The sequence below is a fragment of the Microbacterium paludicola genome, from assembly GCF_039529675.1.
In the GTDB taxonomy this organism is placed as follows: domain Bacteria; phylum Actinomycetota; class Actinomycetes; order Actinomycetales; family Microbacteriaceae; genus Microbacterium; species Microbacterium paludicola.
Map to the genome: position 1 here is coordinate 142,903 of NZ_BAAANG010000005.1, position 22,877 is coordinate 165,779.

Sequence of the window (22,877 nt, forward strand, 5' to 3'; positions counted from 1 at the left end):
GCCTACTGTCGTACTGATAATCGTTCTCTGGGAGCGGGTCGCGAGACGCGGATCGCCGGGCACCGCCCCGGTGGGAGCGGCGCCCGGCGATCGGGCGCGAGAGCGTGTCAGCCGGCGAGCGCCTGCTCGAGCGCCTGGGCGTTCGCGGTCATCCAGGACACGTACGTGTCGCCCTCGGGAAGCGTCTCGGCGTACTCCACGACGGGCACTCCGGCCTCGCCGGCGGCGTCGATCACTCGCTGGGTCTCGGCTCCCGCGGTCTGCGTGTTCGTGATGAGCACGTCGATCTCGCCGCCCTCGATCGCGTCGAGCGCCGCGAGCAGCGTGGCGGGGGGAACGTCCTGCCCCTCCTCGACGGCCTCGGCGAAGCCCTCGGCCGTTGCGTCCTCGAGCCCGGCGGCCTCCGCCAGGTAGCCGCCGACGGGCTCGGTGAAGAAGACGTGCGCGCCGCCGTGGTCGGCCGCGATGCCCTCGAGCGACGCCTCGAGGCCCTCGATGTCGGCGAGGAGGTCCTCCTGGGAGGCCTGGATGTCGGCACCGGCGTCGGGGAGCAGCTCGCCGAGCTCGGCGCCGAGCGCCTCGACGAGGTCGGCCATCGCGTGCGGGTCGTACCAGACGTGCTCGTTGAAGCCTTCGATGTGGTCGTGACCCTCGTGCTCGTGGTCGTGCGCCTCCTCGGTGGCCTCGCCCTCGACGTGCTCCTCCTCGGCGTGCTCCTCCTCGGCGTGGTCGTCCTCGGCGCCGGGGTACTCGTGCGAGTACTCGACGGCGGTGATCACGTGCTCGACGCCGGCCTCATCGGCGAGCTGGTCCATGAAGGGGTCGTAGCCGCCGCCGTTGAGCACAACGAGGTCGGCCTCCTGCACGGCGAGCTGATCACGCGCGGTCGCCTCGTACGAGTGCGGATCCTGCGTGGGCGAGTCGACGATCGCGGTCACCTCGGCCGCGTCGCCGACGAGCTCCGACACGAGCGACGCGTAGACGCTCGTCGACGCGACGACCGAGAACCCGGATCCCTCCGCCGCACCGCCGGCGTCCGCGTCGGCACCGGCCGACGAGCAGCCGGCGAGGACGAGCGTGGGAAGGGCGAGGGCGGAGGCGAGGACGAGGCGACGACGGGGCATGGGCACGATCGTAGGCGTAATGAGAATCGTTTTCAAATCGCCCCGGCGCCGCGATCCTGACGCTCGCCGGCTCAGTCGAGCAGCAGCGCCGGCTCCTCCAGGATGGCCGCGACGTCCGCCAGGAAGCGGCTCATCGCGTCGCCGTCGACCACGCGGTGGTCGAACGATCCCGACACCGTCGTCACCCAGCGCGGGCGCACCTCGCCGTCGACCACCCACGGCTTCTGCCGGATCGCGCCCATGGCGACTATCGCCGACTCGCCGGGATTGATGATCGGCGTCCCCGCATCCATCCCGAACACGCCGATGTTGGTGATCGTGATGGTGCCGCCCTGCTGATCCGCCGGCGTCGTCTTGCCCTCGCGCGCCGTGAGCGTGAGGCGCTCGAGCGCCTTGGCGAGCTCGCGCATGCTCAGGTCCTGCGCATCCTTGATGTTCGGCACCAGCAGACCGCGCGGGGTGGCCGCGGCGATGCCGAGGTTGACGTAGTTGCGCACGTGGATCTTCGCGCCGTCGTCGCCGTCGACCCACGCCGAGTTGATCATCGGCGTCCGGCGCGCCGCCCACAGCACCGCGCGGGCGACGATCAGCAGGGGCGAGACCTTGATGTCGGCGAAGTCGGGCGACGACTTCAGCCGCTTGACGTACTCCATCGTGCGGCTCGCATCGACGTCGGTCCACACCGACACGTGCGGGGCGGTGTGGGCCGACCCGACCATCGCCGCGGCCGTCGCCTTGCGCACGCCCTTGACCGGCACCTCCTCGATGCGCGCGTCGGGCGCGACCTGGGCGGCCGGCTTCGGCGGCACGGGGATCTCCTGCTCGCGCTCGGCGGGCCACTCGGGCGTGGAGATGTTGCGGAACACGCTCGCCTGCTGCGCGTGGCCCATCACGTCGTCGCGCGTGACCTCGTTCGACGGCCCGGACGGGCGCACCTCCGACAGGTCGACGCCGAGGTCGCGCGCGAGCTTGCGGATCGGCGGCTTCGCGATGACGCCGACCGACGAGGCGACGGGCTTCTCCGGCTTCTTGCGGCGGCGGGTCTTGGCCTCGCCGCCCGTGCCGTACCCGACGAGGACTGATCCGCCGCCCTCGGTCTCGGCGTGCTGCCCGGGGCCGGTCGGCTCGTGGGCGTCGCCGCCCGCGTCCGTCGCGGCGTCCGCGGGGACGACCGTGATGATGGGCGAGCCCACGTTCACGGTGTCGCCCTCGGAGACGAGGAGCTCGCCCACCGTTCCCGCGAACGGCGAGGGGAGCTCGACAAGCGACTTGGCGGTCTCGATCTCGGCGATGACGTCGTCGACCGCGACCGCGTCGCCGGGGGCGACGTGCCACGAGACGATCTCGGCCTCGGTCAGGCCCTCGCCGACATCGGGGAGGTGGAAGGTCTGCATGATGCGATCCTTACGTCAGTGCCGTCAGTATGCGAGGGCGCGGTCGACCGCTTCGAGCACGCGGTCCGCATCCGGAAGGTACGAGCCCTCGAGCTTCGCGGGCGGGAACGGCGCGTCGAAGCCCGACACGCGCAGCACCGGAGCCTCGAGCGAGTAGAACGCGCGCTCGGCGATCGTCGCGGCGATCTCGCTGCCGACGCTGGTGCTCTGCGGCGCCTCCTGGGCGACCACAACGCGCCCCGTCGAGCGGACCGAGTCGAGGATCGGGCCGTAATCGATCGGCGAGAGCGAGCGCAGGTCGATGACCTCGCAGCTCGTCCCCTCCGCCTCGGCGAGCGCGGCGGCCTGCAGCAGCGTCGTCACCATCGCGCCGTGGCCGACGAGCGTCACGTCTGTGCCGCGGCGGACGACGCGGCTCGCGTGCAGCGGCAGCGCGCGGCCCGACAGGTCGACCTCGCCCTTCTGCCAGTACTTCGCCTTCGGCTCGAGGAAGATCACCGGATCCGTCGAGGTGATCGCATCCTGGATCATCCAGTACGCGTCGTTCGGCGTCGACGGGCTGACGACCCGCAGGCCGGGGGTGTGCGCGAAGTACGCCTCCGGGCTCTCCTGGTGGTGCTCGATGGCGCCGATGTGGCCGCCGTACGGGATCCGGATGACGACCGGCAGCGAGATCGCCCCCTCGTGCCGGTTGGTGAGCTTGGCCAGCTGCGTGGTGATCTGGTCGAACGCCGGGAACACGAACCCGTCGAACTGGATCTCCACGACGGGCCGGAAGCCGGTCATGGCGAGGCCGATCGCGGTTCCGACGATTCCCGACTCGGCGAGCGGGGTGTCGAGCACGCGGCGCTCGCCGAACTCGGCCTGCAGCCCCTCGGTCACGCGGAACACGCCGCCGAGGCGGCCGATGTCCTCGCCCATCATCAGCACGCGGTCGCTGTCGACCATCGCCTTGCGCAGGCCGGCGTTCAGCGCCTTGGCCAGGGTCATCGTCTCCATGCCGCTCACGCGCCCTCCTCGAACGAAGCCTCGTAGTCGGCGAGCCACTTCCGCTGCTCGTCCATCAGCGGGTGCGGCTCCGAGTAGACGTGCGTGAAGATCGAGTCGCGGGTCGGCGCTTCGAGCTGCAGCGTGCGGGTGCGGGCGTCCGCGGCGAGCGCGGCGGCCTCGGCGTCGACGTCGGCGAAGAACGCCTCGGATGCGCCCCGCGCCTCCAGGAACGCGCGCATCCGCGTGATCGGATCGCGCGCGATCCACGACTGCTCCTCGTCGCTCGTGCGGTACTTGGTCGGGTCGTCGCTCGTGGTGTGCGCGCCCATCCGGTAGGTGACGGCCTCGATCGCCTGCGGGCCGCCGCCGGCTCGCGCCTCGTCGAGCGCGACCTTCGAGACCGCGTAGCTCGCCAGCACGTCGTTTCCGTCGACGCGGACGCTCGGCATGCCGTAGCCGCCGGCGCGGTTCGCGAGCGGCACGCGCGACTGCGTCGCCACGGGCACCGAGATCGCCCAGTGGTTGTTCTGCAGGAAGAACACCTGCGGGGTCTGGTAGCTCACGGCGAAGACCATCGCCTCGTGCACGTCGCCCTGGCTGGAGGCGCCGTCGCCGTAGTAGACGATCACCGCCTCGTCCTTCTCGGGATCGCCGGATCCGCTTCGCCCGTCGAATTCGATGCCCATCGCGTAGCCCGTCGCGTGAAGGGTCTGCGACCCGAGCACGAGCGTGTAGATGTGCGTGTTGCCGTTCTTCGGGTCGGTCGGGTCCCATCCGCCGTGGCTCACGCCGCGCATGAGCTTGATGATGTCGACCGGATCCACCCCGCGGATCGTGCAGACAACGTGCTCGCGGTACGAGGGGAAGATGTGGTCCTGCGCGCGGGCGGCCCGGGCGGATCCGACCTGCGCGGCCTCCTGGCCCTGCGACGGCGGCCACAGGGCGAGCTGGCCCTGACGCTGCAGCAGCGTCGCCTGCCGGTCGAACGCCCGGATGACCGTCATGTCGCGGTAGAACTGCTCGAGATCGGCGTCGCTCAGCGCGTCGATCAGCGGCAGGTACCGGTCGGCGCTCGCCGACGGCGCGATTGTGCCGTCGGCGCCGAGGATGCGGACGGTCGGGTCGATCTCAGGTTCTGCGGAACCAGCTCCTGGGGAAGTCACCGTTCCACGCTATCCGCGGGGCGGTGCCGGATCGACGAAAGACTCGGGACAACGGATCCGGCGATCCCCTGGACATTCCCCACAGACTCATGCGCGGCGGACGATATGAGCGCCCCTCAGACGCCGCCGTGGGAGCTCAGGCGCGCAGGGCGCCGGCGATCTCGAGCACCTTCTCGAGCGACTCGTGCTCGCCGATCGAGATGCGCACGCCCTCCGGGAACGGGCGCACGATGATCCCGGCGGCATCGAACGCCGTGGCCACGGTGGTCGACTCGAGCGCCTCGGACGCGGGAAGCCAGACGAAGTTGCCCTGCGCATCCGGCACGTCCCAGCCGATCTGGCGCAGACCGGCGACCAGCGCGCTGCGGCGGGCGACGATCTCGTCGACGCGCTCGTCGAGCTCTGCCTGGTGGGCGAGGCTCGCGACCGCGGCGGCGACCGCGGTCGCGGTGACCGACAGCGGCGTGACCGTGCTGCGACCGGCATCGAGCACGCGCGGGTGGCCGATGGCGTAGCCGACGCGCAGCGCCGCGAGGCCGTACGCCTTCGAGAAGGTGCGCAGGACGACGACGTTCGGGTGGGGCTCGAAGACCCGCTCCCCCAGGCCGTCGACGGCCTCGGGGCCGCGGACGAACTCGGCGTACGCCTCATCGAGCAGGATGAGCACATCCGCCGGCACCTTCTCGACGAACGCGTGGAACTCGGCGCTCGTGATGATCGGACCTGTCGGGTTGTTCGGGGTGCACAGCAGGATGACGCGGGTGCGGTCGGTGACCGCCGCCGCCATCGCGTCGAGGTCGTGGCGTCCGTCGGGCAGGTTCGGCACCTGCACGCTGCGCGCACCGGCCACCAGAGCCAGGCTCGGGTACGCCTCGAACGAGCGCCACGAGTAGACGACCTCGTCGCCGGCGGTCGCCGCGGCCTGGATGAACGCCTGCAGCAGGGCGACGCTACCCGCGCCGACGAGCACCGCCTCGGGCTCGACGCCGTACTTCTCGCCCAGCGCCGCACGCAGGTTCGCCGCGGTCGCGTCGGGGTACCGGTTGAAGTCGACCGCCGCGCGCGCTGCCTCGACGACGCCGGGCAGCGGCTCGAACGGGTTCTCGTTGCTCGACAGCTTGAACCCGCTCGGGTCGGCCGCGCGCCCCTGCTTGTACGGCGGCAGGGCCGCGATCTCGGGGCGGATGCGGGGCAGAACCGGCTGCTCGGACGTCATGCCCGCCAGTCTATTGAGGCCCTCCCGCGTCGTTGAGCGGAGTGGGCGCCGAGCGGCCGGAGGGTGTCACTGCTCCCGGTCGTTGAGCGGAGTGAGCGCCAGCGAACGCAGTCGAAACGGGGTGAGCGACGAGCGCCAGCGAGGAGTCGAAGCCATCGGCCGAGCGCCCGTTGCACGGCTTCGACTCGCGAAGACCCGCACTGAGCGAACGAAGCGAGTCGAAGTGTCGCTCGGCCCGTTTGGACTCCGCTGCGCTCCGCTCAACGACCAGAGGAGCGCGAGCCCTTCGAAACCGCCTCCCACAAGCCCTGGAGGTAGCTGGCGCCGAGGGCGCGGTCATAGAGGCCGTAGCCCGGGCGACCGGTCTCGCCCCAGATCATGCGGCCGTGGTCGGGGCGGATGAAGCCGTCGAAGCCCGCGTCGTGGAAGGTCCGGACGATGTCGTACAGGTCGAGCGATCCCTCCGACGACAGGTGCGCCGATTCGTAGAAGCGGCCACGCCCCTCTCCAGGACTGTCCTGCCAGCGGATGTTCCGGATGTGCGCGAACGGCACGCGCCCCTCGCCGGCGAACTCCCGCACGATGTCCACGACGCTGTTGTCGGGGTTGGCACCGAGGCTGCCCGTGCAGAGCGTGAGGCCGTTGTTCGGGCTCTCGACGGCGTCGAGGATCCAGCGCAGGTCGTCGCGGTTCGACACGACGCGGGGAAGGCCGAACAGCGGGTGCGGCGGGTCGTCGGGGTGGATCGCCATCGAGATGCCGACCTCCTCGCACACCGGGACGATCGCCTCGAGGAAGTACTTCAGGTTCTCGCGCAGCACGGTCGCATCCACGCCGTCGTACTTGGTGAACAGCGTCCGCAGATCGGCGAGGCGCTCAGGCTCCCAGCCGGGCAGCACAAGTCCCGACGTCTCGCTCTCGTACTGGGCGAGCAGGCCCTCGGGGGTGATCGCCTCCGACACCGAGCGGTCGTACTGCATCGTCTTCGAGCCATCGGGAAGCTCGTACCAGAGCTCGGTGCGCAGCCAGTCGAACACCGGCATGAAGTTGTAGCAGATCACCGAGATGCCCACCGCGCCGAGGCGGCGGATCGTCTCGCGGTAGTTGTCGATGTACCGGTCCCGGGAGGGGAGGCCGATCTTGATGTCGTCGTGGATGTTGACCGACTCGATGACCTCGAGCGCGAGCCCGGCATCCTCGACCTGCTTCTTGAGCGCGCCGATCTTGTCCTCCGGCCACGCCTCGCCGACGGGAACGTCGTACAGCGCGCCGACGACGTCGCGCACCCCGGGGATCTGCCGGATGTGCTGCAGCGGGATCGGGTCGTCCTGGGCGCCGAACCAGCGGAAGGACATTCTCATCGGGTGCTCCTTACGAGTGGGCGAGAGAGAACAGGGCCGAGCGCACGGCGCCGGGGCCGTGCAGCAGCGAGCTGAGGTGGGCGATGACGGTGGGCGCGACTCCCGCCGCGACGAGATCCACGCCGAAGATGGACGCGTCCGTCAGGAACTCGCGCGCGGCCGTCGCCGTGCGCGGCTCACCGAAGCGCACTCCCGCGAGCCGCTCGTCGAGCTCGGCGAGCAGCGGATCCGGGCTGCGCTCGAAGGCCGCACCCTGATCGTCGACGGCGAGCAGGTACCGGATCCACGCCGCGATCGCGAACGGGATCCAGGTGAGCTGCGCGGCGGTGCCGGCCGCGACGTGGCGGCGGATCGTCTCGCCGAAGCGGATGCCGATCTTCTGCGACGTGTCCGACGCGATGCGCTGCGGGGCATCCGGAAGCCCGGGGTTGGGCAGGCGCTTCTCGATCACCTCGCGGAGGAACGCGGCCGGATCCATCCCCTCCGGGGTGTCGACGACCGGCAGACCCTCCACGGCCCCGACGCCCACCACCATGCGCCGGATGTCGGAGTCGCGCATCATCTCGGCGATGCGCGTGAAGCCCAGCAGGCACCCCGTGACCGCCATGGCGGTGTGGAGCGGGTTCAGGCACGTGCAGACCTTCATGCGGTCGGCGCGACCGACGGTCTCGCGGTCGCCGAGCACAACGCCGCCGCTCTCGAACGGCGGCCGGCCGTTGGGGAAGTCGTCCTCGAGCACGAGGTAGCTCACGGGTTCCGTGTTGGAGAAGGCCGCGAGCGGCCCGCCCGATGCGCGCTCGGTGATCCGCGTCGTCTCGAGCCCGAGGGCGGCGAGTGCCTCGCCGACCGCGGGCGAGGGGGCCGGGGTGATCCGGTCGACCATCGTCGAGGGGAACGTGGCCGAGCTTCCGTCCTGGAGCCATGACGCGAACGCGGCGGGCGCCCGGCCGTCCGCGGCCCACGCCTCCGCGACCCGATTCACGGCGGTCGCGAGCCGCTCACCGTTGTCGGAGAAGTTGTCGGTGCTGACAAGCGCGATGGGTGCGGCACCCGCCGCGAAGCGCGCGAGCAGCAGCGAGGCGAGCGCCGGGATCGCGCCGCCGGCACGTCCGGGGCCGCGTGCGACATCCTCATCCGAGACGACGTAGCCCTTCTCCGTCACGGTCAGCGTCACCAGCTGCAGCGACGGGCTCTCGAAGACCTCGGTCACACGCGCCCAACCGGCATCCGAGCCGAGATGGTGGCTCTCGGCGACCGACGCGATCACGGTGGGCTCGAGCGATCCGTCCTCCCGCATCACCGCGTTGACGAACAGGTCGTCGGTGGCGCGGGAGTTCTCGATCACCGCGGGATCGCGCAGGTTCGCGAGGATCACTCCGGTGTCGTGGCCGGCGTCGAGCATCCGCTGCGCGACGACCGCGTGCAGGCTGCGGAAGAAGTTGCCCGCCCCGAGGTGCACCCAGCTCGGCCGCTCCGCCGTCGCGGCGCGCATCGCGCGCACGTCGTACCGCGGCACGCCGAACCCCGCCGCCTCGAACTCGTCGAGGCGGTCGAGCGCACCCGCGTCCAGCACGAGGCTCACGTCGACACCAGCGGCACGTCGAAGCGGAAGTAGCGCACGGCGTTGTCGTGGAAGACGTCGCGCAGGATCGACTCGAGCGTCGCGTCGTTCGCGGGGAACTCCCCCGACTCGACCCACTGCGCGACGATGTCCACGACGATGCGGCGGAAGTACTCGTGGCGCGGGTACGACAGGAACGAGCGCGAATCCGTCACCATCCCGACGGCCGCGGGAAGGAAGCCGACCTCGGCGAACGTGCGGATCTGAGCCGCCATGCCGGCGATCGTGTCGTTGAACCACCACGCATTGCCGAGCTGCACCTTGCCGGGGATGCCGGCTCCGGGGAAGCAGGTGGCGAGCACCGCGAGCTGCGTGTTCTGGGCCTCGTCGACCGTGAACAGCAGCGTGCGCGGCAGGGCGTCGGCGGCCTCGAGCTCGCCGAGGAACTCGCGCAGCGCCTCGATCGGGCGGTCCTCGCCGATCGCGTCGAAGCCGGTGTCGTGCCCGATCCGCCGCATCGCGCGCGGGTTCGCGTCGCGCAGCGCGTTGAGGTGAAGCTCCATCACCCAGTCGCGCTGGTGGTACAGCGTCGCGAGACGCCGCATCAGGGCCCAGCGGAACGCCTCCACGTCGTCGGCGGCGAGCGCCTCGCCGCCGAGCCGGCGACGCAGGATGGCATCCGCCTCGGCATCCGTCGCGGCGCGCTTGGGGAAGATCTCGAGCGACTGGTCGGACACCGTGCAGCCGCGCTCGTCGAAGTACGCGATGCGCTGCTCGAGAGCCGCGACGAGGCCCTCGAAGTCGGAGATCGCCGCGCCCGTCGCCTCTCCCAGGCGCTCGACGTACGGGCCGAAGGCGTCGCGCTCGATGCGCAGCACGCCGTCGGGGCGGAAGCCGGGGACGACGAGGGTGTCGAAGTCGGCCTCGGCGAGGGCCGCGTGGTGCTCGAGCGCATCGAGCGGGTCATCCGTCGTGCAGATGACCTCGACGCCGCTCGCCCGCACAAGGCCGCGGGCGCTGAACTCCGGCCGGCGCAGCTTCTCGTTCGCGCGCTCGTAGATGTCGCGCGCGCTGTCGGCATCCAGGACGTCGTCGATCCCGAAGTAGCGCTGCAGCTCGAGGTGCGACCAGTGGTGGATCGGATTGCCGATCGCCCGGCCGAGCACGCTCGCGAACGCGTGGAACTTCTCCCAGTCGTCCGCGTCGCCGGTGATCAGGCGCTCGTCCACGCCGGCGCCGCGCATCAGGCGCCACTTGTAGTGATCGCCCCCGAGCCACACCTCGGTGATCGACGCGAAGCGGCGATCCTCGGCGAGCTCCTGCGGCGACAGGTGGCAGTGGTAGTCGACGATCGGCAGGTCGGCGGTCGCCGCGTACAGGCGCCGTGCCGTCTCGGAGCCGAGCAGGAAGTCGGGGCCGAGGAACGGCCGGATGGCCGCGGCCGCGTCGGAAGGAGTGTCGAGCGCCATCGATCGCCTCACAGGTCAGAGGGGTTGTCGGTCACGAGTCTTGCGCATTGTCAGCGGGCGACCGGATCTCCGCCCGCGACGAGTTCCGCGATGTCGCGCCGGGTGGGCATCATCTCCCAGTCGCCGTCGCCGCGGCAGGCGCAGGCTCCCGCCGCAGCCGCGGTGCGCATCCGGTCCTCGAGGCCGAGGCCGGCGAGGCGCTCGGCGAGGTAGCCGCCGACGAACGCGTCGCCCGCGCCCACCGTGTCGGCGACCTCCACGCGGAACGGCGGCTGCTCGTGCGCGCGGCCGTCCTCGAGCGCGTACGCGCCGCGCTCGCCGAGCTTGATGACGACCTCGCGGGGCCCGAGGTCCGCGATGCGCTGCGCCAGCTCGGGCGGTGCGCCCGCGCCGACCGCGATCGCTGCCTCGTCGTCGCCGGCGAAGACGATGTCGGCGAGGGCGATCGCCTCGCGGTACGCGGGGGCTGCCTCCTCGGCGCGCCACAGCTTCGAGCGGTGGTTGATGTCGAAGGAGACGGCGGCACCGGCCTCCTTCGCCGCACGCGCCGCGGCGAGCACCGTGTCGGAGGACGCGGCGCTCAGGGCGAGCGCGATACCCGTGAAGTGGAAGATCTCCGCCCCGGCGAGATGCTCATGCGGCACGTCCTCGGGAGCGATCCGGCTGCCGGCGTTGCCGGCGCGGTAGTAGACGACGCGGGTGCGGCCGAGCGACGGGCGGTCCTTGATCATCAGCGCGGTCGGCGCGACCGGATCGACGCTCGCCTCGACCGTGACGCCTTCACCGCGGATGCCCCGGATGATGCGGCGGCCGAACGCATCGTCGCCGACCCGCCCGATCCAGGTGGCCGCGGCACCGAGCCTCGCGGCCGCGATCGCGACGTTGCTCTCGGCCCCGCCGAAGCTGACCGTGGCGTCGGTGGTGGTGTCGAAGCCTCCCGCCCGCGGCGAGTAGACGAGCGCGAGGCTCTCGCCGACGGTGACGAGCCCGCTCATGCGCCGGAGCCGCCCTCGGCGACCGAGGCCGCGATCTCGACCGAGGCGCGGACGGCCTCGGCGACCGCATCCGCACCCTTGTCGAGCATCGCGCCCGAGGTCAGCCAGCTGCCGCTCACGGCCGTGACGGCCGGGTGGGCGAGGTGCTCGGCGAGCGTCGCCTGCGAGACGCCGCCGGAGGGCATAAAGCGCATGTCGCCGAACGCCGCGCTGAGCGCGTCGATCAGCGTGAGGCCGCCGAGGACGTTGGCCGGGAACAGCTTGACGAACCGCAGCCCGGCCTGACGCGCCCGCAGCACCTCGGTCGCCGTGGCGACTCCCGGAACGATCGGGACACCGCGGCGCTTGGCGACCTCGACGATGTCGTCGGCGTAGCCGGGTGTGACGAGGAACTGCGCGCCGGCGTCGAGTGCCGCCTCCGCCTGGGCGGCGTCGAGCACGGTGCCGGCGCCGACGATCAGCTCGCCGTGGGAGGCGAGCTCCCCGAGCGCCGTCATCGAGTACGGGGTCCGCAGTCCGACCTCGACGATGTGCAGCCCGCCCCCGAGGAGACCGTCGCGCAGCGCGGCCGCCTGCGCCGCGTCGGCCGGGGCCGCGAGCGGCACGAGTGCCTGACCGTCCAGCACGCTCGTCGTCGAGTGGTTGTTCATCGGGACCTCCGTGGTGCCGTCACAGCGTGTTCCGCTCAGCGAAACTGCGTTCTATAATCCACTATACGAGCTCGGGGCGACAGCGCCAGGTGGGAGATGCGGCATGACGGACCTCAAGGAGCGCCTGAGCGCCGGCGAGAAGACCCTGGCCGTGCTGTCGGCCGCGCTCGACCACTCGCGCTTCAGCGACATCGTCGCCGCGACGGGGCTGCCGAAGGCCACAGTTCACCGCGTCCTCGCCACGCTCATCGCCACGAACTTCATCGCGGGGGACGGCGAGCGCGGCTACGGCGCCGGGCCCGCACTGCTGTCCCTGTCCGGCCGGGCGCTCTCCTCCGTCGACATCACCGACGTCGCCGCGCCGATCGTCGACCGCCTCGTCGCCGAGGTCGACTGCACGGTGCACGTCGGCGTCGCGACCGGCAGCGAGATCGTCTACCTCATCCGCCGCGATGCCTCGAAGCCGTATCAGATGAAGTCGCGCGTCGGTCACGGGATGCCGCTCCACTGCACCGGGATGGGCAAGGCGGTGATCGCCTCGTGGCCCGAGGAGCGCGTCGCCGAGCTGGCATCCCGCGTGGGGCTGCCGGCGCGCACCCCGCAGACGATCACGACGCTGGATGCGCTTCGCGCCGAGCTCGCCCGGGTGCGCGCGCGGGGTTTCGCCACCGACCTCGGCGAGAACGAGTTCGGCACCGTCTGCGTGTCGGCCGGGATCCGGGACCACACGGGTGCGGTCACGCACGGCCTGTCGATCTCGTCGATCGAACTGGAGCATCCCGGCACGTCCATCGAGCAGTTCGCCGACGCCGCGATCGCCGCGGCCGCCGAGATCTCCCGCCTGGTCGGCTCTCCCGCCTGACGCCCGCACTCCCTCGAGTGATCGGCCCGCGTCTGCAAGGATGCGGGCATGCGCTTCCTCGTCCGCGTCGTGGTGAACGCGTTCGCCATCTGGGTCGTCACCCTGATCCCCGCACTGCAGGTGTCGGTGACCCCGTTCTCCCCGGGTGGCGACCTGCAGCTTGTGCTCACGCTGCTCGTCGTCGCCGCGATCTTCGCCCTGGTGAACACGATCGTCGGCACCATCATCAAGATCGTCGCCTTCCCGATCTATCTCCTGACGCTCGGGCTCATCTCGCTCGTCGTCAACGGGTTCCTGCTCTGGCTCACGGCGGTCATCACCGGCGCCTGGAGCTGGGGGCTGACCGTCGAGCACTTCTGGTGGGGTGTGGTCGCGGCGTTCCTGATCAGCGTCATCAACTGGCTGTTCGGGATCATCCTGCGGCCGCAGAAGAAGAAGGACTGAGCACTCACCCGGGCTCTCCCGTCCGGCTGATGTAGGAGTCGGACACCTGGCGCTCCGTCGCCTCGTTCAGTCGCGCCATCTCGTTGTGGAAGCCGGTGATCCGCGGGTCGCCGCTGGCGTCGGCATCCCGCGCGAGCTCGCGGTATCCCTCGAGCGCGTGCGGCTCGATCAGCTGGTCGAGGTCGCCGGGGTCGCCGAAGCCGGGGTGGTGCACGTCGCGGACGACGACGCTGCCGGGCCCTCCCGCGGCTCCGGGCACGCCCGCGCCGGCCAGCCCCGCGACGGGGTCGTCGTCATAGCGCAGCGTGATGTGTCGCGTCTCCTCGCCGAGCATCGCCTGCACGGGCGGGGCGACCGACACCACGGTGCGGAAGTCGTACGTCCCCTGCATCGCCATCCACTCGATGATCATCGCGCCCTGCGAGTGCCCGGCGCCGTGCACGATGTCGCCCGGCTGCGCTCCGGCGTTGCGCAGCGCCTGCTCGACCGCCCGGTACGACTCGCCCTCCGTCCACCCATACAGGTCGAAGTTGGAGTTCCCGTCGAGGGCTTCGATGCCGTCCTCCTCGCCGGGGAGCAGGTTCCAGTCGCCGTCCTGCATCATGTCCTCGGTGCCGCGGACGTACACGGCGTACTCCTTGTGGCCGTCGGGGAACGTGTGGACCTCCACCCGCACGTTGGTGCGGGGGTCGTCGGGGATGCGATCCACGAAGTCGGCGACCTTCTGCGGGGGCCGCGCCTCGGCCTGCCGAAGGGCCTCGCTCTTTGTCGAGTAGTCCCCGGGAGTCGGATCCGGTCGCAGCGTCGATCCCGGCGGGATCACGCCGAAGCCGAGAGCGGTCACCGTGTCGAACACCTGCTGTCCCACCTCCCGAGGCGAGTTCGTGCCCGGCAGCCAGTCGGTGAGGTACGGCAGGCCGAGGGTGGCGTTGGCGAGGAGCTCGTCGTCCCAGTTCTCCTCCCGCTCGTCCAGCAGCGCCTGCGCCTCCGCGACGGGATCGCGGCCCGTGCCCTCGTACTGGGCGTGGAGGTCGCCGAGCGCGTCCCCGCTCGCGCGCGCCGTGGGTGGCGCGTGGCCGAATCGCTCGATGTGCCACAGAGCGTCCGCGGCCTCGTACACGTCGGCCGTGTAGCGCAGCGCGGACGCGAGACCCGCCACGCGGTCGCGCAGCTCGACGGCCACCGTCGCCAGCCCGGCGCTGTCACTCGGTCCCATGGCGATCGGCGTCGCCCACTCGGCGGCACGCAGCGCGGCGTACGCCTGCTCGAGCTCGGCCACGGCGAGATCGACCTGCCCCGCCGCACCGCGCAGCGAGGCGGTGTCGACCCAGATCACATAGCCCGAGGCGATGTCGGACATCTCAGGGCTCCGGGACCACGCGGTCGGCGAACCGCAGGGCGCGGGCGAGCACGTCCTGGGCGGTCGCCGCGCACGATCCGGCAAGCGCGCTTGCGGTGACCCACTGCGCGAACGCCGCATCCTGGAAGGCGCGCGCGGCTGGCGCATCCCACGCGACCATCAGGCGCACGCCGGACAGGCGGTCGCTCGCCGCGGCCAGATGGGTCTGCGCCGTCTCCAGCGCCATGCGGGCCTCGACCGTCAGCGCGTATGCGTCTATCGATGTCATGCGTCAACTGTCCCGCCAGGACCGTTCTTGCACCCGCGCTCATCCGCGGAACCGGGGCGACCGGGGCGGTGCGGCGCCCTGTGGACGACCCACCGCCGCGAGAGGGCCGCGGAGAGCGGCTGTGAGGAGCGCCCCGCGCGGGCAGAATGAAGCAATGACCGATCCGGATCCCTTCCGCGTCGTGTTCGTGTGCACCGGCAACATCTGCCGCTCCCCGATGGCCGAGGTCGTCTTCCGCGATCTAGCCGAGCGCGCCGGGGTGGCGGACCGCGTGCGGTCGACGAGCGCGGGCACCGGAGACTGGCACGTCGGCGAGCGGGCGGATCAGCGCACGCTCGCGGCGCTCGAGCGCCGCGGATACGACGGATCCGCGCATCGCGCGAAGCAGTTCACGCTCACCGCCTTCCACGACAACGACCTCGTGATCGCCCTCGACCGCACGCACGAGCGCATCCTGCGCCACTGGGCGCACCGCGAGGAGCACCGCGACAGGATCTCGCTGCTGACCTCCTTCGATCCGGCCGCCGCGCCGGATGTGCCCGACCCCTATTACGCCGACGACCGGGCGTTCGACGATGCGCTCGCTATGATCGAGAGCGCCAGCAGGGCGCTGTTCCGCCAACTCGAACCGGCGATCCGGCCGCCTCGATCCGCCCACTGACCCCGACCGGAGGTCCCGCGTGACCGCGCTTCCCACCCAGCCCCTCAGCCCGCTCGACGGCCGGTACCAGGCCGCGGTCTCACCGCTCGGCGAGTACCTCTCGGAGGCGGGTCTGAACCGGGCCCGCGTCGAGGTGGAGATCGAGTGGCTGATCACGCTGACCAACCACTCGCTGTTCGGCACCTCGCCGCTCACGCAGGACGAGAAGCACCAGCTGCGCGCGCTGTACCTCACCTTCGGCCAGGCCGAGATCGACTGGCTCGCCGAGCGAGAGGCGGTCACCCGTCACGACGTGAAGGCCGTCGAGTACCTCGTGCGCGACCGCCTGAGCACCCTCGGCCTCGACCGGATCGCCGAGCTCACGCACTTCGGCTGCACCAGCGAGGACGTCAACTCGCTCGCGTACGCGCTCACCGTCAAGCGCGCCGTGAACGACGTCTGGCTGCCGGCGTTCCGCGGCGTCATCCAGAAGCTGCGCGACCTGTCGCTCGAGCACGCGGATGCCGCGATGCTCTCCCGCACGCACGGCCAGCCGGCGACGCCGACCACCATGGGCAAGGAGCTCGGCGTCTTCGTGTGGCGCCTCGAGCGCGTGCTCGAGCAGGTCGAGCGCAGCGAGTACCTCGGCAAGTTCTCGGGCGCGACCGGCACCTGGTCGGCGCACCTCGCCGCGGCGCCGCAGGTCGCATGGCCGAACATCGCGCGCGACTTCGTCGAGTCGCTCGACCTGACGTTCAACCCGCTGACGACGCAGATCGAGTCGCACGACTGGCAGGTCGAGCTCTACGACCGCGTCCGCCACGCGGGCGGCGTCCTGCACAACCTCGCGACCGACATCTGGACGTACATCTCGCTCGGCTACTTCGCGCAGATCCCCGTCGCGGGGGCGACCGGATCGTCGACGATGCCGCACAAGATCAACCCGATCCGGTTCGAGAACGCCGAGGCGAACCTCGAGCTCTCGGGCGCCCTGCTCGCCTCGCTGGGTTCGACGCTCGTCACCTCCCGCCTGCAGCGCGACCTGACCGACTCGACCACGCAGCGCAACATCGGCGTCGCGTTCGGCCACTCGCTGCTCGCGCTCGACAACCTCACGCGCGGCCTCGGCGAGATCTCGCTCGCGCGCGACGTGCTGCTCGCCGACCTCGACCAGAACTGGGAGGTGCTCGGCGAGGCGATCCAGACCGTCGTGCGCGCCGAGGTCACGGCCGGGCGCTCGACGATCAAGGACCCGTACGCGCTGCTCAAGGAGCTCACCCGCGGGCGCCGTGTCGGTGCCGCCGATCTCGCCGAGTTCGTCCAGGGCCTCGAGATCGGCGACGAGGCGAAGCAGCGCCTGCTGGCGCTGACGCCGGCGACCTACACGGGCCTGGCCGAGCAGCTCACGCGCTCGAAGCTCTGAGCCGCGCGCCGTCTCCCCCTCGCTGAGGGATCCGCGGCCGGGCGCGTGCGGTGAGCGGATGCCGTCGAGCACCGGATGAAGGTGGCGCGAGCCGATCGCGACGCGCGCCTGTGCCGCGGAGGCCTCGAGCGCCGCGTCGATGCCCGCACCGCCCAGCGCGGCCGCCAGGAACCCGGCCATGAACGCGTCGCCCGCACCGTTCGTGTCCACCACCTCGGCGGGCAGAGCCTGCACCCGGTGCCGTGTGCCGTCGGCCGCGAGGGCGATGGCCCCCTCGGCCCCGCGCGTGCACACGGCGAGCCGGGGGCCGCGGTCCAGGCATGACTGCATGAGCACCCACGGATCGGCGGTGCGGTCGTCGTTCATGAACACGACCTCGGCCGCGCGCACGAAGGGCTCGTGGAAGGCGGAGGAGCCGTCATAGTCGTGCAGGTCGATCCACAACGGCGTCTCGCCGAGGGCGCCCGACTCGAGCAGGCGCAGCCCCAGCATGGACAGGTCGATCACGGCCGTCTCGGCGGCGGCCACCTCCCTTGCGACGCGCGCCACGTCATCCGGATCCGGATCGGACGGGCTCGAGACGTAGAGCGACACGCGCTCGCCCCCCGCGGTCATGAGGTTCACGTGCCGCTCGGTGTCCTCGGTGCGCAGCGGCTCCACCGCCACCCCGGCCGCGCGCAGGGAGGACGTCACGCGTGCGCCGTCCTCGTCCTCGCGGAGAGGCGTGAAGAGCCGCGGCCCGAGGCCGAGGCCCGCGAGGTGCAGCGCCTTGCCGGCCGAGGTGCCGCCCACGGTGTGCCAGGCGCGCTCGGCGAACTGCATGTGCGGCACGGGCTCGGGCAGCCGATCCAACACGATCAGGTGGTTCCACGACGAGGGGCCGGCGATCACGACGCGAGCGGGCATCCCCCTATCCAACCGGATGCGTCGCGTGCGGCCCCGACGGATGCTCGCCCGCGTGGCGCGGGAACGGCATCCCGATACGCGCGCCGCTGACGATGTCGGCGACGTGAGCACGGAAGTGCGGGCAGTTCGAGATGTCGTGCGCCTGACACTCCATGGCGTGGCGGGCCATGGCACGCGAACGCTCGAGCGCCACGATCTGCTCATCGATGTCGGCGAGGTGCGTCTCGAGGATGCGGTGCCGTTCCGCCGATCCAGTATCGACGAGAGCCCGGATCTGGTCGAGGCTCATGCCGGCGGCCTTGCTCGCGACGATGGTGGCGACCCGGTACGCGTCCGCCTCGCGATAGCGTCGCCGCCCCGCCGCGTCGCGCGCGGGCGTGAGGAGGCCGACGTCCTCCCAGTGCCGCAGCACGTGCGTGGCGAGACCGAACCGCTCGGCGAGTTCGCCGACGCTCCACGGAGTTGACTTCATGTCGACATGAAGTCACACACTCGTCTTCGGCGCAACTCGACCGCGCCGGAGAAGAGGGGATCATGTACGACGTCGCGATCATCGGCGGAGGACCTGCAGGCCTGCAGGCGGCACTGACGCTGGGCCGGATGCACCGCACGGCCGTGCTCATCGACAGCGGACGGTACCGAAACGCGCCCGTGGAGCACATGCAGAATCTCATCGGCTTCGACGGGCGGAACCCCGCCGAGCTGCGCGAAGCCGCCCGGCGCGAGCTCGCGGCCTACGACACCGTCTCGACGCGCGCGGGCGAGGTCGTCCGCATCGAGGGGGCGGCCGGCGCCCTCGCGCTCACGCTCGCCGACGGCGACCGGATCGACGCCGGCCACGTCATCCTCGCCACCGGCGTCGCCGACGCGCTGCCCTCGATCCCCGGCCTGCAGTCCCTGTTCGGCACGGTCGCGGCCCACTGCCCGCTCTGCCACGGCCACGAGTTCGCCGGCACCACCGTCGGTCTGATCGGTATGGGCGATCACTCACCGCGGATGGCGGCGATGCTCGGCCCCATCGCCGCCGCGACGGTCGTGCTGTCGAACGGCGACCCGGTCGATCCGGCGGTCGCGGCTCAGCTCGAGAAGCGCTCATCCTCCGTCAGGACCGAGCGGATCGCGTCGATCGAGCGCGCCGGCGACGGCGCCCTTGTGCGCTTCGAGGATGGATCGACCCTCGCCGTCGGCGGGCTGCTGACCGCCACGGCGTGGCGTCAGTCGGCGCCGTTCGCCGAGCAGCTCGGCCTCGAGATGCACGCCTCGGGCGCGATCCAGGTCGACGCGTTCGGGCGCACGAGCGTCGCCGGCGTCTCGGCCGCGGGAGACGGCGCGGTCGGCCCGGGACTGCCAGGGCCGATGCACGCCGTCGGCCTGTCGATCGCCGCGGGACTCACCGCCGCGGCGATGATCGTGCAGGACCTCGTCGCCGCGGAACTCGCCGGCTGAGGCCGCCCGCGTCAGTCCTCGTCGTTCTCGTTCTGGTTGCGCAGCGCCTCGTCGTCGAGCAGCGCCAGGTCGGCGCGCGTGACGAGCTGAGACGTGACCGCGTACTCCACGAGGCGTGCGCGGCGGTTCGTGGCGAGCTTGCCCGGACCGCCGCGCAGGCCCTGCACGCCCATCCGGTCGAGCTTGTCGCAGACGTTGTCGAGCTTGCGGTTGAACTTGCTCATCGTCCAGCCGAGGCGCTGGGCCGCGGCGCTCGACGACGGAAGCTCGCTCATGCTCACGCCCTCACGGCGCAGCATCGGCTCGGCGAGCGCGACGATGAGCAGCTTCTGCAGCGGCGTGAAGCTCACCGGCATGACGGTGGTCTCACCGCTCATCGACGCCTCGATCTGGCTGGAGACGGCGTACTGCGCCTCCTCGGTGTACAGCGTCAGCTCGTACGTCGTGGGGCCGGCGGTGAACACGATCACGCTCTGCGCGAAGACGACGGGCATCCGCGCGCCCGGCGACAGCCACGACTGCACGGCGCCGCCGGCGCTCGAGATCGTCGCGGCCAGGCGCGATCCGACGTTCGCGAGCCACCACAGACCGTCGTGATACTGGAGCTCAAGGAACTGCCGGTGAAGGTACTGGTTGTCGTCGATCTCGAGATCGCCCTCGCGGCCGATCACGAACGGACGCCCCGCGGGAACCTCGATCCATTCGCCGGCGAATTCAACCCGCAACGGCGCGAATCGACCTGGCATCGTATTTACCTCGACCTCGTCGAACGCACCTGTCGACGGACTCATTTCTGTCACTTTTCCATCCCCCTTATGTGACATATTGCCACGCCGCGGGAAATCGCGTCGGCCGCGGGCGTCAGAGCACGTCGGCGAAGCGGTCGCCGAAGACGATCCTGTCCCCCGCCACCAGGCGCACCGGCGCGTCGGCCGGGGCCGCGATGACGCCGCCCGCGCGCAGGATGCTTGTGCCGTTCGTCGACCCGCGATCGCTCACAAAAAGGCCCTGTGCGTCGATGCCGATGGCGAAATGCGTCTTGGAGATCGAGCGGGTGTCGTCGGCGATCGGCACGAGATGCATGACGAGCTCGTCATCCGCCGCGCGGGGCGCGCGCCCGACGAGGCCGGGCCCGTGGATGGCGACCACGTCGCCGTTGTCGAAGCGCAGCTGCCCGGCCGACGGCACCGGCGGGGCGGCGCGAGGCGGCTCGGGCGCGCGAGCGGGCGGGGAGGCGGGGGCGAGGGCGGGGCTCGGCGGAACCGGCGGCGGCGCGAGACGCTCGACGGACGGGGGCGCCCATGCCGGCGGCGCGGCCGGCNNNGCGGCCGGCTCCGGCCGCGGGGCAGGAGCCGGGGCCGCGGGCTGCGCGGCGGCCACGTCAAGCACAACGCTGCGCACGCGCGCGCGGCCCCGAGCCGCCTCGAAGGCGACCGGATCGGTCGGATCCACGGCGTCGAGGTCGATCAGCCACGATCGCGCGGCGTGATCGTGCCAGCCGCGACGCCGCTGCTCGGCATCCCACAGCGGCGAGCAGAGCATAACCGCAGGGCCGACGACGGGCACGATCCCCGACAGCGCGACGAGGAGAGCCCGAAGCAGGGCGCGCCCGAACCCGATCGGCTTCAGCGTGGCCGGGTCGATCGTGCGGATCCGCATCATCTGCTTGCCGAAGGTCTGTCCGCGGCGGCCGTTCGAGGTGAGCTGGATGAGCCCATACACGACGAGCAGCACCACGCAGATGGCGCTGACCAGGATGCCCCAGAGCTCGCCTGCGAGAAGCTCGGGGACGGCGAACGCAAGCGGGGCCGCAAACAGGATCGCCGGGATGACGTCGATGACCGCGGCCGCGGAACGCCGCCCGGCGGGGGCGGGCACGATGCCCAGCAGCGCGGCGCGTTCGATGCTCACCGGGGTGGGTTCCGGCGCCGCCTCCCGCTCGTTGATGATCGCCCAGCCGCTCACCAGCCGGGCATCCCCGCACATGCGATCGTGAGCTTGTGCAGCCCGAGGCGCGGATCCGTGAGGATCTTGCGCGCCGTGACCGGCTCGCCCTCCTCGAGCTCGCGGATGATCGACTCGAGCATGCCGTCGGCAGTCGCATGCCAATCGAGGTATGTATCCGAGGAGATGCCGTCAGTGCCCTGGGCGAGCACTGCACGCAGCTCCCGCGCGGCCTTCAGCGCCGAGGGGATGCCCGTCTGGTTGAACCCCGCACTGATCGTCGCGGCGAGGAGCTCCGTCGCCGGCGCGAGGATGTCGGCGCACCGCTGATCGATCGTCGTCATGGCGGTCACCGCCGCGTGCCATCGGCGGGGCGGAAGTGCTCCGGCGGAGTGCGGCGGCCCGAGCGGAACACCTCGAGCGCCTCGTGCGGCGGCGCCGACGAGTACGCGAACAGGGCCGATCCGTCCTTCGCGACGTAGATCCGTCCACCGCCGCGGACGGCGTACGAGACCACGACGGCCTCGTCCTCCGGCAGCAGCGTGTAGCCGAGCGGCGCGTCCGCCGGGATCATGCGTCGCCAGTAGCCGACGCCGATGTCGATCAGACGCTGCTGGTCGGGAGTAGGGCTCCCCTCTCCCGCGACCAGGCCCCCGTCGGATCCCGGGGCCCGACCAGCGGTCGCGTCGCCCTGCGGCTCGGTCGGGGGCACCAGGAAGCCCGTGACCTTCGGCGGGCCCGCGAGCTGCACGATGAGCGCGATGTGCTCCCAGAGCCCCATCTTCTGCAGGTGTTCGGCAGAGTTGCCGCCACCGAGCGCGAGCAGGGGGACGAACCCGAAGCACTCCTCGACGGCGGGAACGCCATCGCGAGCGGCCGCCACGGGATACGGCTGCCGCTCGAACGCCTCGTCGAGCCGCTGCTCGTCCTGCAGCCACTGCGTGAACTGCTCGAGCGTCACCGCGCGGTCCGTGTACTGCACGACGCCCCAGCGGAACTTCGCGACGAGGAACGCGCCATCGTTCCAGATGACCAGGTCGGCCAGAGCCGTGGAGAACAGCACCACCGCGGTCGGCGCCAGCCCCAGCACGCCCTCGGTCATCTGGGCGCCGCGCGCGGGATCAACGATCCGTACGAAACCGTCCCCGACGACCCCGGCGCCGTACTCGCGCCACATCTCGGCCGCTCTCTCGGGAGCGTTCGGCGCGAAGCGGGCGATCGTCTCGTCGGAAATCGGAGCCGACGGCTCGAAACGCGTGAAGGTCACCATCGGCTGTCAGGCCTCCTGATCGAAATCGAATCCGGCATCCCGGAACGGCTGCACGATGAGATCGAACGTCTCCGGCTCGAGCCGGTGTCGCACCAGAACCGCGTGCGCGGCCATGTTGAAGGCACTCGAGAACCCCATGAACTCGGAGTCGGATCCGAGTGCCTCGCGTATCCCGGACCGAGCCCACATGTCCCGAGTCGCCTTGTTGACAGCTTGCTTCTGCGCGGCCGGTGCGCGAGTCTTCAGCAACGCGTCCTGAGCAGCCTTCAGCTCGGGAGGGCGAGGGCGTGGACGGCGCGCATTGATGCTGGCGACATCGCCCGCGCTGCTCTCCATCCAGCTGATCAAACGGTTGGCGACCGCGCGCCGAGGGTCTTCCGTCATAGAACCG

Annotated in this window: 23 protein-coding genes and 1 pseudogene; 5 read left to right on the forward strand and 19 right to left on the reverse strand. The window is 71.3% G+C overall.

Annotated elements, in window-relative coordinates; translation table 11 throughout:
* Window positions 1-107: 107 nt before the first annotated feature.
* The 10 genes from ABD161_RS05965 to ABD161_RS06010 all read right to left on the reverse strand — a co-directional run bounded on the left by ABD161_RS05965 (window position 108) and on the right by ABD161_RS06010 (window position 11,923).
* Complete coding sequence (locus ABD161_RS05965; RefSeq protein ID WP_344000607.1) at window positions 108-1,124, reverse strand: metal ABC transporter solute-binding protein, Zn/Mn family; 1,017 nt, start codon at window positions 1,122-1,124, stop codon at window positions 108-110.
* A gap of 71 nt (window positions 1,125-1,195) precedes the next feature.
* Window positions 1,196-2,518: a dihydrolipoamide acetyltransferase family protein gene (locus ABD161_RS05970; RefSeq protein ID WP_344000609.1), complete on the reverse strand. Its 1,323-nt coding sequence runs from the start codon at window positions 2,516-2,518 to the stop codon at window positions 1,196-1,198.
* A 24-nt stretch (window positions 2,519-2,542) separates the two neighbouring features.
* On the reverse strand, window positions 2,543-3,517 hold the full coding sequence (locus ABD161_RS05975; RefSeq protein WP_344000701.1) for an alpha-ketoacid dehydrogenase subunit beta: 975 nt from the start codon (window positions 3,515-3,517) through the stop codon (window positions 2,543-2,545).
* A 5-nt stretch (window positions 3,518-3,522) separates the two neighbouring features.
* The gene (locus ABD161_RS05980; protein WP_344000611.1) at window positions 3,523-4,671 is read right to left on the reverse strand and encodes a thiamine pyrophosphate-dependent dehydrogenase E1 component subunit alpha; all 1,149 of its coding nucleotides are present in this window, start codon (window positions 4,669-4,671) and stop codon (window positions 3,523-3,525) included.
* A 136-nt stretch (window positions 4,672-4,807) separates the two neighbouring features.
* Window positions 4,808-5,887 carry a histidinol-phosphate transaminase gene (locus tag ABD161_RS05985; RefSeq protein ID WP_344000613.1) on the reverse strand — a complete coding sequence of 360 codons (1,080 nt, stop codon included), beginning with the start codon at window positions 5,885-5,887 and terminating at the stop codon, window positions 4,808-4,810.
* 260 nt (window positions 5,888-6,147) lie between these two features.
* Window positions 6,148-7,248: a mannonate dehydratase gene (uxuA, locus tag ABD161_RS05990; RefSeq protein WP_344000615.1), complete on the reverse strand. Its 1,101-nt coding sequence runs from the start codon at window positions 7,246-7,248 to the stop codon at window positions 6,148-6,150.
* Window positions 7,249-7,258: 10 nt separating this feature from the next.
* Window positions 7,259-8,830 (reverse strand): mannitol dehydrogenase family protein, encoded by a 1,572-nt coding sequence (locus ABD161_RS05995; protein WP_344000617.1) that lies wholly within the window; start codon window positions 8,828-8,830, stop codon window positions 7,259-7,261.
* Entirely contained in the window at window positions 8,827-10,278 is a 1,452-nt protein-coding gene (gene uxaC, locus ABD161_RS06000; protein ID WP_344000619.1) for a glucuronate isomerase, read from the reverse strand. Before uxaC ends, ABD161_RS05995 begins: the two co-directional genes overlap by 4 nt.
* 50 nt (window positions 10,279-10,328) lie before the next feature.
* Window positions 10,329-11,273 carry a sugar kinase gene (locus ABD161_RS06005; protein WP_344000621.1) on the reverse strand — a complete coding sequence of 315 codons (945 nt, stop codon included), beginning with the start codon at window positions 11,271-11,273 and terminating at the stop codon, window positions 10,329-10,331.
* The gene (locus ABD161_RS06010; protein ID WP_344000623.1) at window positions 11,270-11,923 is read right to left on the reverse strand and encodes a bifunctional 4-hydroxy-2-oxoglutarate aldolase/2-dehydro-3-deoxy-phosphogluconate aldolase; all 654 of its coding nucleotides are present in this window, start codon (window positions 11,921-11,923) and stop codon (window positions 11,270-11,272) included. Before ABD161_RS06010 ends, ABD161_RS06005 begins: the two co-directional genes overlap by 4 nt.
* A 103-nt stretch (window positions 11,924-12,026) precedes the next feature.
* On the opposite strand from ABD161_RS06010, the gene ABD161_RS06015 reads away from it, so the two are divergent.
* Window positions 12,027-12,785, forward strand: a complete 759-nt coding sequence (locus ABD161_RS06015; RefSeq protein WP_344000625.1) for an IclR family transcriptional regulator — start codon at window positions 12,027-12,029, stop codon at window positions 12,783-12,785.
* Between the two features lie 48 nt (window positions 12,786-12,833).
* Complete coding sequence (locus ABD161_RS06020; RefSeq protein ID WP_135115055.1) at window positions 12,834-13,229, forward strand: phage holin family protein; 396 nt, start codon at window positions 12,834-12,836, stop codon at window positions 13,227-13,229.
* Window positions 13,230-13,233: 4 nt separating this feature from the next.
* On the opposite strand, the gene ABD161_RS06025 is transcribed toward ABD161_RS06020, so the two are convergent.
* Window positions 13,234-14,589 (reverse strand): hypothetical protein, encoded by a 1,356-nt coding sequence (locus tag ABD161_RS06025; RefSeq protein ID WP_344000627.1) that lies wholly within the window; start codon window positions 14,587-14,589, stop codon window positions 13,234-13,236.
* A gap of 1 nt (window position 14,590) precedes the next feature.
* A complete protein-coding gene (locus ABD161_RS06030; RefSeq protein ID WP_135115057.1) occupies window positions 14,591-14,857 on the reverse strand; it encodes a hypothetical protein in 267 nt (88 codons plus the stop codon).
* Window positions 14,858-15,011: 154 nt separating this feature from the next.
* Here ABD161_RS06030 and ABD161_RS06035 point away from each other — a divergent pair, with 154 nt between their 5' ends.
* Window positions 15,012-15,518, forward strand: a complete 507-nt coding sequence (locus ABD161_RS06035; RefSeq protein ID WP_344000629.1) for a low molecular weight protein-tyrosine-phosphatase — start codon at window positions 15,012-15,014, stop codon at window positions 15,516-15,518.
* A gap of 19 nt (window positions 15,519-15,537) precedes the next feature.
* Complete coding sequence (purB, locus tag ABD161_RS06040; protein ID WP_344000631.1) at window positions 15,538-16,920, forward strand: adenylosuccinate lyase; 1,383 nt, start codon at window positions 15,538-15,540, stop codon at window positions 16,918-16,920.
* Window positions 16,921-17,016: 96 nt separating this feature from the next.
* On the opposite strand, the pseudogene ABD161_RS06045 reads toward purB, so the two are convergent.
* Window positions 17,017-17,286 (reverse strand): annotated as a pseudogene (locus tag ABD161_RS06045) (carbohydrate kinase family protein); the annotation flags it as partial.
* 544 nt (window positions 17,287-17,830) lie between these two features.
* Window positions 17,831-18,298, reverse strand: coding sequence for a helix-turn-helix domain-containing protein (locus tag ABD161_RS06050; RefSeq protein ID WP_344000633.1), 468 nt, complete (start codon window positions 18,296-18,298; stop codon window positions 17,831-17,833).
* 62 nt (window positions 18,299-18,360) lie between these two features.
* On the opposite strand from ABD161_RS06050, the gene ABD161_RS06055 reads away from it, so the two are divergent.
* On the forward strand, window positions 18,361-19,272 hold the full coding sequence (locus tag ABD161_RS06055) for an NAD(P)/FAD-dependent oxidoreductase (RefSeq protein WP_344000635.1): 912 nt from the start codon (window positions 18,361-18,363) through the stop codon (window positions 19,270-19,272).
* An 11-nt stretch (window positions 19,273-19,283) separates the two neighbouring features.
* Here ABD161_RS06055 and ABD161_RS06060 read toward each other — a convergent pair whose 3' ends face one another.
* The 5 genes from ABD161_RS06060 to ABD161_RS06080 all read right to left on the reverse strand — a co-directional run bounded on the left by ABD161_RS06060 (window position 19,284) and on the right by ABD161_RS06080 (window position 22,870).
* Window positions 19,284-20,018 (reverse strand): FHA domain-containing protein, encoded by a 735-nt coding sequence (locus ABD161_RS06060; RefSeq protein WP_406916804.1) that lies wholly within the window; start codon window positions 20,016-20,018, stop codon window positions 19,284-19,286.
* 115 nt (window positions 20,019-20,133) lie between these two features.
* The gene (locus tag ABD161_RS06065) at window positions 20,134-21,258 is read right to left on the reverse strand and encodes an RDD family protein (RefSeq protein WP_425560799.1); all 1,125 of its coding nucleotides are present in this window, start codon (window positions 21,256-21,258) and stop codon (window positions 20,134-20,136) included.
* The gene (locus tag ABD161_RS06070; protein WP_344000640.1) at window positions 21,234-21,560 is read right to left on the reverse strand and encodes a hypothetical protein; all 327 of its coding nucleotides are present in this window, start codon (window positions 21,558-21,560) and stop codon (window positions 21,234-21,236) included. Before ABD161_RS06070 ends, ABD161_RS06065 begins: the two co-directional genes overlap by 25 nt.
* 5 nt (window positions 21,561-21,565) lie before the next feature.
* Complete coding sequence (locus ABD161_RS06075) at window positions 21,566-22,486, reverse strand: T6SS immunity protein Tdi1 domain-containing protein (RefSeq protein WP_344000643.1); 921 nt, start codon at window positions 22,484-22,486, stop codon at window positions 21,566-21,568.
* 6 nt (window positions 22,487-22,492) lie between these two features.
* The gene (locus ABD161_RS06080) at window positions 22,493-22,870 is read right to left on the reverse strand and encodes a hypothetical protein (protein ID WP_344000646.1); all 378 of its coding nucleotides are present in this window, start codon (window positions 22,868-22,870) and stop codon (window positions 22,493-22,495) included.
* Window positions 22,871-22,877: the final 7 nt, after the last annotated feature.